The following is a 14,005-nucleotide window of genomic DNA, read 5'->3' on the forward strand; positions in this document are numbered from 1 at the left end:
TTAGTCTAATATCACTTTTGCTGATCCATTTTTTGCTGCATCTGACTGTTTAGCAGAACAGTCTGGTAAATCTAATGCAGGTGGATTTATTGATGAGCCCCCCATAAACAAATGCTGCCCTGCTTTCACCTCAAGCTTACCGCCCGTAACAGGGAAAATACCTGAACCATTTAGCTTTACTTGAGACCCATTTGCAGTCAGATTAATTTCAGTTGGACTAGTAATAAAAACCGTGTCTTCGGTTGACGTAATCTGTACGCCCTTTCGAGCAATCACATCTAAGCCATCACCTTGTGCCTGAATTTCAACTTTACCTTGACCAGCAAAAAGCCGAGCACCTTCTTGCGCGGCAAACAGACTTATTTTTTGACTCGCATGACTCACTATATTCTTTTGCGTACTAATATTAATACTATCTCCAGCACTTTGAGTGAGCTGTCCATTTGCACTAAGGTGTATATCTTCATTACTACTTACAGCAATACTTTTTGGAGATGCCAGCAGCATCACTGCTGATTGAAACTCAGCAGCTTTTTTAGGATCTTCTTGTTTGAGAGCTTCTAAGAAAGTCTGAATATTCTCAAGCATATCTAACGGGTCGGTTTGCTGATTTTTAGCAACTTCACTGAGTGCCTTAGCATTATTTAGGCTGCCTTCTATTTGTTGTTTGGCCTCATTTGCATCGAGGTGTAGGCCTTGAGCTTGATTTTGCTTGTGGGTACTAAGGAGTAAACCACTGCCTGCTCTTACTGCACCCCACTGGTCTGTTCTGATTTCAAAACCCTCACCACGACCTTCACTCTCCGCCTTATCTTTTGGATGGCTTAAGTTACCCAAGTTTAGTTGGCTTACCGCATGGCTACTTTGTAGCTGGGCACTGATCTGGCCTGTGGTGTCATCAAAACGTAGCTGGTTAAAGCCTTTGCCGTCGACTTCTTCTGAGCGGATACCACTGAGCTTTTTAGTGTCGGGTAGTTGGCCTTTTTGGTCGAATTGCGTTGGGTGACGTTCAGCCTCATGAATACGACCCACCACAAACGGGCGATCAATGTTGCCGTCAAAGAAGTCGATCACCACGATCTCGCCCACGCGAGGCAAGAAACGTGCGCCATAACCCTCACCTGCCCATGGGGTTAATACATCGACCCAAGCCGAATCAGTATCATTATCGTTACTTCCTGCACCACCATCATGGCTATGGTCGTCAGTTCGGGTAAATAGGAAGCGAACTTTAATGCGCCCCCATTGGTCAACATGGATACTTTCGCCTTCCAAGCCCACCACTCTAGCGCGCTGCGGGTAAGCAGCTGGACGGTGCTCTAACGGATGATACTCAGGAACAGTTTTAATATTTCTACGCGACAAGATGAGCTCATTAATCTGACGCTCAGTCTGGTCATTTAGCCCTGATTGATAGTTTTGCCATTGGCTTTGACTAAAAAGTTGATTGATTTGCTGTTGCAAATCTTTAGGCAAATTATTTTGCAGATAGAAGCTTTTCCCAACAATCAGAAACTCTTTGTCTGATCCACTATGCGTATCTATTTCAGGATGTTCATCCAATTCAAACCAATAGCCAACTTGCGTATCACGTACCGTAGTTTGTGCACGGAAATATTTTGATTGAGACGCATAATAATCAGATAGATTATTGTTGAGTTTTTCTAGCTGCTGGTGACCCGATGCGGTAGCTTGATCTTCACCTTTTAAATCTTGCATCCAAGCAGGGCTGACATGCCATGCATGTTCTAGACTTAAACTCGCATTATCCTGATTAGCACTATGGCTATGCTTTGACTGAACACTGCCCATGCCTTCTTCTTGACTTAAAGCATCAGCCTGCCAGCGTTGTACATGCACGGCTGTAGATTGCAAGCTTCGAGTTGGCACAAGACTCGTCATACTGTCTTGTTGTTCAACTGCGCTACTGCGGTGATAACGGATATTTCTTCGGTCTAATGCTAAATATGATTCATTACTATCAATTAAACGTAACTTTTGTGATTGAATCTCATCCGAGCTATCAGCGGCCCAAAGCTGAGCTTCATCAACCAACCAGTTAATGCCTTCACTACGCCAAAGTCGAGTTAAAAACTCATAATCCGTTTCGTTACTTTGCATGACAAAAGGTCGAACATCGTAGTCTTGGCTTAGGTTTTTTAAATCTAAAGTTAAGCCAGAAGCAAACAACGGGCTTTTGTTCTGCCACTCAGTAAATAGAATTTCAGTAATGTCCCGTACACTTTTATTCATAAAAACACGGCTATTTCGGCGTTTATGCCATAGCGCGGTCGGATCTTGTAATCTCAGTTTATACAATGTTAATGAACCATCACTCTGCCCCTGACTGGCTTCGGTAATAATTCCGGTAGTTCTATATAACTGCCCCTGATCAGTTACTTGATCGACTGCAACCTGACATCCAATAAATTGTTTTAATGAAATATGGGCATTGGTAGAAAGACAAAATAAATCGGCAGTCAGTCCTTCATTTAACTGATGCTGCCCTTCAATACTTTGTAAAAAGACTTGAGTATTCAACGATGGATTAGAAAACTGAACATGAAGCACGCGTTTTTGCGAGCTGATACCCAAATCTTCTAGAATTCTATGTATATGAGATAACATCTTTTTTATGAAAACTTTGTCAGGATTGGCATTATTTTATAAAATACAGAAACATCTGTCTATTTTGTAAAGAAAAACTTAACCATATGAATACAAGAGTGGATGAAGATGACGAACGTAATAAAGATATAAAGTGAATTAAAAACTTACGCTATTAATTCACTTTTAAAAGTTATTAATATTTTAGCATTCTAAGAAATTCATTTTTAATTTAAATTTATTAATAGTATCTACAATTTTTTGACTTACTACATAAATATAAGGTTTATCCGTATCTCTAGCAATAAAAAATTCATCTATTGCAAGATCTTTTTTTATGAAATCATCCTCATCTAATAAATTGTTTTTTCTTTTAATATACATAGCATAAATATCTACCTCTTCATTCCTCACATAGCACTTATAGAAATCACACTCATCTTCAAGAATTTCTTTCATTTTATTAAAAAATCTTTTTGAAAATAGTAAAATTCCAGAAGATGAATAATAAAAATCAGTCTCTAATATCTCATTTAATTGATCAGAAAAAATATTATCATAATCTAAATTTATTCTAGGATTTTTTAAAAATTGATTACTTAAGTCAAATTTAAAATAATCAATGACAATTTCTTGTTTCCCTTTCAAATCAAAAGAAAAATCTCTATCAATATACTCAGACGGATAAATTGTATAAAAATTCACAGACCAACCTTTAAAACATCTTATTTCAAAGTAGTACTTTTAAACAAGCATCTAGAAATACTACTTATTTTTGAATATTACTTACACTTTAATCATAAAAAAACTCTATAAAACTCTCTAGATCTAACAATACTTTTTCATTTATAAGAATTTCCTTTAACTCTTCTAAAAAACCTGTTTTATACCCTCCATTTTCACCTCTAGGGTTAGGATCATATAGGTCAATAATTAAATTCTGCACAATATTAATTTGCGAAAAAAAATCAAATAATTTTTTAGCAATTATATGTAATTCATCGCCTGAAATACATGCTCCTATCTCGCCATTATTATGATTTATGTATACGATATTTACATCATGCTGTGTTAAGAATACTGTAGCACATTCTTCATCGAATATATCTTCAAACATATATTGAATATTGCCTAACGGATCTTTTCCTAAAAAATCATTTATATTCCCTCCTAGATCAATATTAAAATCATTTTCAGGAATACAACTTAAATAGCTTTTAAACAGATCATCATTAACAGAATTAACCTGATTAATAAGAAATCTTTCACCATAAATTATTTCATTACAATCATCAATTTCCTCTAATAATTTTTTAAAACAAACCTGCACTATTAAGACTCCCTATTTAATACAATTAAATAGTATCAAATATTTTATCTAAAAATCATTAAACCCCAATACAAAAACTAAAAATATTCAAAGGGATATCTTTCATATAAACCCTCATTAATAGAATTGACTAATTTCTTAAATTGATCTTGTTCAACTTTATTAAGCTCTTCGTTTATATCCAATTCTTCTTCAAGTTGTTGATACGAAAATGCCATTTTAAGAAAGTCTTCAAAAGTAATTCTCATATCTATAAACTGATTAATATTCAAATACTCCCCTTGGTTATGATCATAAAACAAGATATTATTTTTTTCCTTACCTATAAACCATTCATCACCTTGACCGGTACGACCAATTATCCAAACTTTCTCACTAATTTCAGGATAATTTTCATGAAGATATTGATTTTCTTTTAATGCTGTTTCATATCCAAAAATTATAATATCGGGTGTAATCTCTATTTCTCTAAATTTACCTAAAAAAGATAAATAATTACCATCAAGCTGAGGTAGTTTGCTAAATTTCGTTATTTCGCTACTTCTTTCAATTAATTTCGCTTTAATTTCTTGATCTGTCATTAATTTATCGAACATTTCATATACCTTTTAACTTACTGTAATTGACAAAAGTTTGCACCCTTAACAGCTGTAGCATTGTGCTTTCCAATACGCTCTTTCCTTGCTAATGCTCTCAAACGTTGCTCCAAGATTTCCTTCGATTCAGCTTGTGATAAATTCATAGCTTCAACTTGGTTTAAAATTCCCCCCCAAGTTTTATTCCAATTCTGACCAGTACGCGAACTGTTAGTATGAATACCAGGAGATTTAGTATGCTTTTCTTTTGGAAGATTATAATAATATTGTGGATTATTCACATCGATACCAGCTATATTTTTAAATCTTTCTGCATATTCTTCGGGAAAACCATGATGAATATCTGAATTAGTATGTTTACAACCTACATAATTTTTCCAATTTTTTTGCAGAGTTCGAGTTGGTGTTTTTGCTAGCCCAAGCTGATCAACCCAACCCACTGGATTAGGTGCATAAGCATAAATATTAGAGCCACCCAGCAATCCAATCGGGTCTTTACTAATAAACCGACCTACATACGGCGAATAATAACGATAACGATTGTAATGTAACCCTGTCTCTTCATCAAAATACTGACCTTGAAAACGGATATTATTTGAAATAATTTCAATGTTTTCGAAGAAATTCGACTTGGCTTTCTCTGCTTTACACTCGCCCCAAGCTTTATATTCGGCTTTCCAAATAATTGCACCTGTATAGTCGGTCATTTCTTGCGGTGTGCCTAAATGGTCGCAGTGATAGAACCATACATCATCAAAACCTTGGCTTTGTTTTACGGTATTCCACAAAGGGTCTTTATAAATGCTATATGTTTTTTCTGTCCAGTTTTGGGTTTGGTGTAGCTCAATTGAGTGATGATACGCCGCTTGCAACAAAGGCACGAAACTATCTTTTTCGTAGAAATAGTGTTTTGTTAAATCAGCGCTAGATTCATAAGCTAAAGTATCACCATCCCAACCATAAATAATGTTCTGCTCTTGACCTGTATGTTGATGCTTACTTCTTTTTAATACGTCGGCCTAAAGCATCGTAGCGATATTCTGCCGTGTATTGATTATTTCGGCTACGAACAAGACGTCCCAACACATCCCACTCAAGATTTAAATCACCTTGTGATGACTTTTGTCGAATCAGTTGCCCAAAAGCATCATATTGATATTGTTGGTCAAGATATTCTTTAACTATGTTATTAACTAAGCGGTTATAGCCATAACTTTTTTGATATAAAACCCCATTAAATAATGGGGTTTTTTCTTACTTATATATTTTAATTTTTTATTCTTCTTTTTCAAACTGCCAGTAAACTTCTCCCCAATCTTGTTTTTTAATTTCTGGAAGAATCTCTCCAGCATTAAAATATTGTCGAGAATTATTACTAGCTACTGTAAACCAATAACCCGATTGAGGAGCCTTCTCACCTGCTTTAATCGCTATTCTATTATAATTATTTAATAAATTTTCCTCTCCTGCTGTTGGATTGAATGAATGATAGAAAGCAATTAAATCTTTAGGATAATAAAGATAATCGTATAATTCTTTGTCATCATTTATTTCCAATAAAATAACGGCACAAGCAGCTTCAAAAGACCAATACCCATAATATCCACCATCAGCTTTATGGGTATCATGCCAAGGTGCACCTGCTAAATCTTTATACCATTTCTTTAAAAATTTATGTAAATGCTTCAGAGAAACCTTATTATCTTGGCTTACAAAAGCATTTGAAAGCTCAAAGTAAGGCTGGGGAAAAAGAACATCAGAACAGTCAAAACGATTATCATCAGAAAAAGCTAAAAATTCTTCAACGATCCAGTCTTTACCACCATTTTCTTGAGTCTCTCCATCTACTAATTTGGCAACACTCACCAATAAGTCATTTCTTTTTAATAAATAACAAAGACTAATTAACCAAATATATAAGCAATAATCATCAAGCAATTCTAAATCAAAGACACTAAAACTTGGATCTTTATAATAAGTTCTTTGCTTTTCAGATAAGACATTAAATAAATTTATAACACTCTCAAAATCTACACGTAAGTGATCAATAGATCTTCCAGCAGTATAGTCTAGTATAAATAGATCAAATTGATATCTTGCAGCTATAGAATAAGAATCAATCCATCCCGCTTCAACATCCTCATCACTATTAGATTCACCTAAAAAGTCTTGAATAGCATTTACTAAAGCAGCTCTGGTAGAGAGATAATACTTTTCATCCAAAAATTGTTGTCTTCGATTAAATTTATAATCTAGCATGCTATTACTTCCACTTACCTATTATTAACCACTACACTAATTTCTTTATCAGTCCATACTCTCGTCGCATGATGTGAAGAGTGATCTTTATCACTTACTTGTTGCTTTGCTAAAAATTTTAATAAAGCAACTGCATGCTCAACAACTTGAAGCCCACTAAAGAAAATAACATATCGTTCATATCTTCGCTTTTTTAGTATAATTGGAGCCAATTGAATTCCTACCGCTTTTACAAGGCGGTTAGTTATCCAATGATGACTCATTTGAACAACTTTACCTTTCGAATCTCTATACTTTTCACCACCTAAAGTTAAATTTTTATTATTTGCACTACTTCCAGTACGTGTTCTTGACCGTCTTCCAGACTTTTGTTGCTGTTGAGGTATTGATTTATCTATACCATTTTTATCGTTTGCATCCCCTAACAATTCTTTCAATGAAGATGCTGGATTCTGGCTGCATTTTGCCTCTACTATCACATAAGGTTTTGCATCACTCGTGTTTTTTTTCCATACACCATCAATTCCGCGTCCACGGCTCTTTGTAGAAAAAAGATTAACCATTTCACCCTTATCATTTAACTTATTAGGGTTTTTCGTTCCTAATTTATCATGAGATGAGTTTCCCCATCCCTTAACTTCTTGACAATAATAATCTGCCATATGTTCCCCTAAAATCCCTTTATATTTATTTGATAAATTTGTTATCGCTGTTTGGGCTATAGACGAATTATTTGAAGTTTTTGATTTCCCTTGATTTGTATTATGAGTATTTTGCCCCCCATTTGAAGGTGACTTAGGTTTTGTGGTCTGTGTTGTTGATTTTTTACCTGCATCAGCCGATGTTTTCCTACTTTTTATAAGCCACCCATCAACCTCTTTTTTAAATTCTTGTAGTTGTTTTCCCAAATTATTTCTTATTTGATCTACATTTTTACGAGCAGCTGGGCTTAACTGATTAAGAATTTTTTGATTTGTTAAGATTTTATCTAAATTTTTCTGTAAAGCATTTAAATCCAAACACTTTCTAATTAATTGTTCTGGATCACCTTTTCCAAATTTACGAATACCATCTAAAATACTATCTATTGGCAAAGCACCCTTTTTAACACTTTTAAGAGACATTTTAACAGCATCACCACCGCCAGGAACGAGCCCAATTAAAGCTGTAATTAGGTCAAACCAGCCTGCGGCACTAGAAGGATTTGCAGTTAAAATAATTATAGCTTTAATAATATCTCTAGCATCTACCAACTGCCCTAATACTGGTACACAACCAATAACGGTTTCAGCAATAATTGCCCAGCCCCCTGTGCTATCACCTTTAAGAAAAGTCATCGTGTCTTTTTTTAAGCTTTGCAACCAACCACTCGGGACTGAATCAGCTGAACGTTTATATTTAGCGACCGAACCCATTATTTACTCCCCTTTTGTAAATCAGATGTTAATTTTTTATAACTATCTTCATCTAGAAATGACCATAAATCATCTTCTAATTGATCGTCATCTTCAATTACAGCATCTAAATCATCTGGCTCATCTTTAATAAACTCAGAAGGATCCTCTCCATAATAGATTTCTGATTTACCAGAAGGAATATTTTCTAATTTTGCGTATCCTTTGCTATCTAAGACTCCCTCTCTATAACTACCATCTTCAAAAAAAACTTTAAATGGCGCACCTTTAACTGGAGATAAATCATCATAATGATAATTAAGTTCCATCCAATTATTTAATTTACCTAATAAGGGAAGACCTATATTCTGACTTTGCGCACTTCCTCCCCCCATAAATAAATGCTGCCCAGCTTTTACCTCAAACTTGCCACCAGTGACAGGGAAAATTCCTGAACCATTAATCTTGATTTGAGATCCGCCCGCCGTGATAACGATTTCTTTAGAAGCACTAATTTCAATTTTGTCTTCTGTTGAAATAATCTGAACAGCTTTACGGGCAATTAAATCTGCTCCATCGCCTTGTGCTTGTATTTCGACTTTGCCTTTGCCTGCATAGAGTCTCGCCCCTTCTTGAGCTGCAAAAAGGCTGATTTTATTTTGGGCGTGTGCAATCAAGTTCTTTTGTGTAGACAGGTTAATACTATCGCCCGCAGTTTGGCTTAACTGAGCATCTGCGCTTAGGTGAATGTCTTCATTACTGGCTAAAGCGATACTGTTAGGTGCAGTTAATATCATCAAGGCTTGCTTAAAAGCGGCAGCTTTGTCTTGATCTTTTTCTTCAATTTGTTCTATGAACGTTTTTAAGTTCTCAAGAACTTCCAATGGATCAGTTTGCTGATTTTTAGCTACTTCACTGAGTGCCTTGGCATTGTTAAGGCCACCTTCTATTTGTTGTTTGGCCTCATTTGCATCTAGGTGTACGCCTTGAGCTTGGTCCTGTTTATGGGTACTAACGAGTAAGCCACTACCAGCTCTTACTGCACCCCACTGATCTGTTCTAAGTTCAAAACCTTCACCTCGACCATCACTTTCCGCCTTATCTTTTGGATGGCTTAAGTTACCTAAGTTGAGCTGGCTTGCTGCATGACTACTTTGTAGCTGGGCACTGATTTGCCCTGTGGTGTCATCAAAGCGTAGCTGGTTAAAGCCCTTACCGTCGACTTCTTCTGAGCGGATACCACTGAGTTTTTTAGTATCAGGTAATTGGCCTTTCTGATCGAACTGGGTTGGGTGGCGTTCAGCTTCGTGAATACGCCCCACCACAAATGGACGGTCAATGTTGCCGTCAAAGAAATCGATCACCACGATCTCACCCACTCGAGGCAAGAAGCGTGCACCATAACCTGCGCCTGCCCATGGGGTCAGCACATCGACCCAAGCCGAGTCAGTGTCATTGTCGTTACTTCCCGCTCCACCGTCATGGCTATGGTCATCAGCTCGGGTAAACAAGAAACGGACTTTAATGCGTCCCCACTGATCGACATGAATGCTTTCGCCCTCTAACCCAACTACTCTAGCACGCTGCGGGTAAGCTGCTGGTCGGTGTTCTAGCGGGTTATATTCAGGGACAGCTTTAATATTGCGTCGAACGACATTCAGCTCAGCATAGTGGCGCTGCTCTGGGTTTTGGTTATCGAGTTGAGCGGCCTTGAGTTTGTCTTTTGGCAACAAGCGTTCGAGTTGCTGCTGTAATTCTTTCGGTAAATTATTCTGGTTATAGTAGTGCTTACTTAAGATTAAAAATTCTTTATCAGCGCTGTCATGTTGATCGAGTTCTGGGTGGTCATTCAGTTCAAACCAATAACCGACCTGTGCATCACGGACATTACCTGAAACCGTAAACTGTTTAGAACTCAGGTGATGATAAGCATTAATATGCTGGTTAAGCTGTTCAATCTGGCTATTACCAGAAGCGGTGGCTTGGTCTTCACCCTTTAAGTCCTGCATCCAAGCTGGGCTAACGTGCCATGCATCTTCAAGATTCAAGCTTGCATTGTCATAGTGTTCACTGTGCTTTTGCGTGCCTTGTACACTGCCGCTACCTTCTTCTTGTTGTAGGGCATCGGCTTGCCAGCGTTGCACATGAACTGAAGTCGGTTGTAAGCGGCGCTCAGCTTTAACTTGGGTAATGGTATCAAACTGTTCTGTGGCACTGCTGCGTTGGTAACGGAGGCTACGGCGTTCAAGAGCTTTATAATTCTGATTTTCATCAATCAAACGTAGCACTTGTGGCTGAATAGACGCATTCGGATCCGCTACTAAAAGCTGAGATTCATCGACTAACCAACTAATGCCTTCGCTACGCCACAGACGGGTTAAAAAGTCATAATCGCTTTCGTTTGACTGCATCACAAATGGACGCACATCGTAGTCCTTCGTTAAACCTGCTGTGTCGAGCGTTAGACTTGAGGCAAATAACGGACTTTTCCCCTGCCATTCTTTAAACAGAATTTCGCTAATATCTCGCACGCTTTTATTCATAAACACTCGGCTATTGCGGCGTTTATGCCAGAGTGCAGTTGGATCTTTTAAGGTTAAATTATAAATGGTGAGTGAGCCGTCGCTTTGCCCTTGGCTTGCTTCTGTAATAATACCTGTGGTTCTAAAGAACTGGCCTGTGTCAGTGACTTGATCTACGGCCACCTGACAGCCAATAAATTGTTTTAATGCAATATGCGCGTTCGTCGACAGACACAGTAGCTCAGCAACGCTGCCCTGATTAAGCGTATGTTCGCCTTCAATACGTTGTAAGAAGACTTGATTGTTTAATGATGGGTTGGAAAATTGCACATGAAGTACACGATTCTGTGCGACCAAACCTAAACTATCTAAAATTTGAAATATTTTATGGGACATCGTTATTATAAAACTGAGTCATAATCATCGATATTTTATAAAAAACAGACAGAATTGTCTATTTATATAAATTAGCTTATCTTCCATGACTTACATATTTTTTAGTTTAACTGAAAGAAAGATTGGCTATTAAATAATCTATAAATGCTCTCGTTTTGGCCGGTAAATTAGAGGTATGAGGATAAAGTAATTGAATACTTTGTAGCGGTAACGAAAAATCAGGAAATAATCGAATTAGGCGATTTTGTTGAATATCTTCATCAACTAACCATGCAGGACAAATCGCCACACCTAAAGATGAAAGAGCCATTTGATGAATTGCAGTGACCGAGTTTGATTCATACTGACTTCGAATAAAGGGTAATGAATATTGCTCCCCTAAATTATTTTGCAAAATATATTGTGAATCTTGCCAATTTAATAAGGTGTGGCCAATCCAAGGAACATCTGCTAAATCAGATATATTTTCTATAGGATGGTCTTTTATAAACTGCGGAGTAGCCACAAGATAAATTGGATATTCTCCGATTTTTCGAGTTTTTAAAGATGAGTTTTTTAAATTTCCTAGCCGAATAACCAGATCTAATTTTTCAGTTACTAAATCATCAAGCGATGAATTAAACAAATACTGTAAACGTAAATGTGGGTAAAGCCGACAAAACTCAGGCAGTAAAGGCAAAATGAAACGTTGGCCAAATTCATTGGTCGACGAAAACCGTAAAGTGCCTGTAATGCTTGTACCTAAGTGTTGGCTTCGCTCAAATGCCTCATCAATCTGAAGTTGGATTTGTTTAAAATCCTCATAAAAATGCTGACCAATTTCAGTTAATGCAATATTACGTGTGTTGCGAATTAATAGGCTTGTATTGAGCTGCTTTTCTAATTGTTTTATATCAATACTCACCATTGATCGGCTTAAGCCTAAAATTTCAGCAGCCTTGGTAAAAGAGCCAGAATCAACGACTTGTAAAAAACTGGTAATTTGCTTGAGGTTTTTTTGCACAATTAAGCCAATTGTTTAAAATTATCAAACAATGATTTTACTTCGCTTGCATCGACAATAAAAGAGCCAAATCTTACCCTGCCTGCACGGAGGTAGGTATGTCTTATCGATATAAAATAGCAACAGTGTTTTTACTTGGATTCTTTATTGATTGCATCAACATTTTTATGTCTGCAATTGCATTGCCTAATATTGCATCGTCATTTTCAGTTAGCCAATCCATGGTCGCTTGGGTAACAAATGCTTATATTCTCGGCCTCATTTTAATTATGCCCATGAGTTTATGGTTAGCCACCAAACTTGGTAACCAAAAATTATTGTGTTATTCGATGCTGTTATTCTCGATAAGCATCTGCTTTATTGGCTCTAGCGAATCGATTTATAGCTTAATTTTTTGGCGATTTATTCAAGGTGTAGCTGGAGGTTTATTAATTCCAGTCGGGCAAGCTCTCGTGTATGCATTCTTCCCGAACCAAGAACGCCAACGCATTTCTACATTAATTATGGCAATTGCACTGATTGCGCCAGCTTTTTCACCTGCGATTGGTGGCGTGATTATTGATTCATTGAATTGGAGATGGGTGTTCTTATCTAACCTTCCTTTTTCTTTACTGGCAGCAGCCCTGGCATGGTTATGGGTTAAAAAAACAGAGAATGTTTCGAGTGAAAAACCAGACATAAAAGGCTTGGTTATTTTTAATATAAGCCTATTATCTTTATTACTCTCCTTTTCGTTCTATAGCGATTACCATAACGCCTCATTCGCTCTAATTAGTTTTTTAATTTCGGTGGGAATGCTTATTTTTTATATTCGACATGCGAAAAAAACTTCCCATCCTGTTCTTAATCTTGAGTTATTAAAAAATAAAAATTTACGTAATGCATTTATTGTCTATTACGCCGTTCCGGGTATTTTTACAGGCGTTAATTTACTCAATATTTTTAATTTACAGCTTAACTTTGGCTTTAATGCAAAACAAACTGGTTTATTCATGTTGCTCTATGCAACTGGGGCACTCGCAGCCATGATTAGTGGCGGCCTGCTCTATCAACGGTTAGGAAAAAAGTATCTTCTTATTATCGGAATAACCCTACATAGCTTTGGTATATTTCTTTTGTTTTATATTTCAAATACTAGTCCTTTGAGCTTTTTAGTGATTGCTTATTTATTGATGGGTATGGGTGGCGGTCTAAGTGCCAATATTGCCCAAATTAGCTCATTGATTGATTTTTCAGACCAAGATTTACTACAAGGAAGTGTGCTCTGGAATATTAATCGACAAGTTTCTTTTAGTGTCGGTACTGTTGTACTCATTTCAATATATAACTTGATGTCTGGCTCAAGCGATCTGCTTCGTTATCAACATACTTTTTTAATTGCAGCTTTGCTCTGCTTACTTTCACTCATTCCCGTTTTAAAGGAGAAAACCCATGTCTAAACAAATGGATCAGGCCATTCAAAGTGTCATTGACCTACATGTTTTAATAGAAAATGTATTTACAGGAAAAAATGCAGAGCAAAGTCTGAGCCCGCTTTTAGATAGCTTTGATCAAAATTTTAAGATGGTCACCGTTCAAGGTCACAGCATTGGTTTCGCAGAAGTGAATAGTTTATTTAGTCAAAATATTGGAAACAAACCCTCTTTAAAAATCGACATTATTAATAGTACAGCTTTATACGAATTTGAAAATTATTGTTGGGTGCAATATCAGGAACATCAGCAAACTGATGAAACGGAGACAGTACGTACCTCTACAGCCTGCATTAAAGTAGACGGCGAAAAATGTTATTGGGTTTATTTACATGAAACTTTAGTTCCCTCATCTTCTTAACTCATCTGGAGTACCTTAAAGATGGCACCTATTTTGCTTAACAATATTACGTTTTATGAAAATCG

The 14,005-nt window shown here is 36.6% G+C and carries 9 protein-coding genes and 2 pseudogenes; 2 read left to right on the forward strand and 9 right to left on the reverse strand.

The genetic code is table 11. From position 1 onward, the window contains the following. The 9 genes and pseudogenes from AOLE_RS12325 to AOLE_RS12365 all read right to left on the reverse strand — a co-directional run bounded on the left by AOLE_RS12325 (window position 1) and on the right by AOLE_RS12365 (window position 12,107). Window positions 1-2,628 (reverse strand): type VI secretion system Vgr family protein, encoded by a 2,628-nt coding sequence (locus AOLE_RS12325; protein WP_013198298.1) that lies wholly within the window; start codon window positions 2,626-2,628, stop codon window positions 1-3. 345 nt (window positions 2,629-2,973) lie between these two features. Continuing rightward, window positions 2,974-3,312, reverse strand: a pseudogene (locus tag AOLE_RS12330) (hypothetical protein); the annotation flags it as partial. An 88-nt stretch (window positions 3,313-3,400) separates the two neighbouring features. After that, complete coding sequence (locus tag AOLE_RS12335) at window positions 3,401-3,937, reverse strand: hypothetical protein (protein ID WP_013198300.1); 537 nt, start codon at window positions 3,935-3,937, stop codon at window positions 3,401-3,403. A gap of 77 nt (window positions 3,938-4,014) precedes the next feature. Then, the gene (locus AOLE_RS12340; protein WP_013198301.1) at window positions 4,015-4,533 is read right to left on the reverse strand and encodes a hypothetical protein; all 519 of its coding nucleotides are present in this window, start codon (window positions 4,531-4,533) and stop codon (window positions 4,015-4,017) included. 17 nt (window positions 4,534-4,550) lie between these two features. Beyond that, window positions 4,551-5,754 (reverse strand): annotated as a pseudogene (locus AOLE_RS20750) (RHS repeat domain-containing protein); the annotation flags it as partial. A 54-nt stretch (window positions 5,755-5,808) separates the two neighbouring features. Then, window positions 5,809-6,792 carry a PoNe immunity protein domain-containing protein gene (locus AOLE_RS12350; protein ID WP_013198303.1) on the reverse strand — a complete coding sequence of 328 codons (984 nt, stop codon included), beginning with the start codon at window positions 6,790-6,792 and terminating at the stop codon, window positions 5,809-5,811. 14 nt (window positions 6,793-6,806) lie between these two features. Then, a complete protein-coding gene (locus tag AOLE_RS12355) occupies window positions 6,807-8,207 on the reverse strand; it encodes a hypothetical protein (RefSeq protein WP_005303969.1) in 1,401 nt (466 codons plus the stop codon). Beyond that, window positions 8,207-11,104 carry a type VI secretion system Vgr family protein gene (locus tag AOLE_RS12360; RefSeq protein WP_013198304.1) on the reverse strand — a complete coding sequence of 966 codons (2,898 nt, stop codon included), beginning with the start codon at window positions 11,102-11,104 and terminating at the stop codon, window positions 8,207-8,209. Before AOLE_RS12360 ends, AOLE_RS12355 begins: the two co-directional genes overlap by 1 nt. 106 nt (window positions 11,105-11,210) lie before the next feature. Next, a complete protein-coding gene (locus AOLE_RS12365) occupies window positions 11,211-12,107 on the reverse strand; it encodes a LysR family transcriptional regulator (RefSeq protein ID WP_013198305.1) in 897 nt (298 codons plus the stop codon). Window positions 12,108-12,205: 98 nt separating this feature from the next. Here AOLE_RS12365 and AOLE_RS12370 point away from each other — a divergent pair, with 98 nt between their 5' ends. Together AOLE_RS12370 and AOLE_RS12375 are read left to right on the forward strand one after the other, a co-directional pair. Continuing rightward, complete coding sequence (locus tag AOLE_RS12370) at window positions 12,206-13,546, forward strand: MFS transporter (RefSeq protein WP_013198306.1); 1,341 nt, start codon at window positions 12,206-12,208, stop codon at window positions 13,544-13,546. Continuing rightward, window positions 13,539-13,940, forward strand: coding sequence for a hypothetical protein (locus AOLE_RS12375; RefSeq protein WP_013198307.1), 402 nt, complete (start codon window positions 13,539-13,541; stop codon window positions 13,938-13,940). Before AOLE_RS12370 ends, AOLE_RS12375 begins: the two co-directional genes overlap by 8 nt. Window positions 13,941-14,005 lie beyond the last annotated feature (65 nt).

The sequence above is a fragment of the Acinetobacter oleivorans DR1 genome, assembly GCF_000196795.1.
GTDB lineage: Bacteria > Pseudomonadota > Gammaproteobacteria > Pseudomonadales > Moraxellaceae > Acinetobacter > Acinetobacter oleivorans.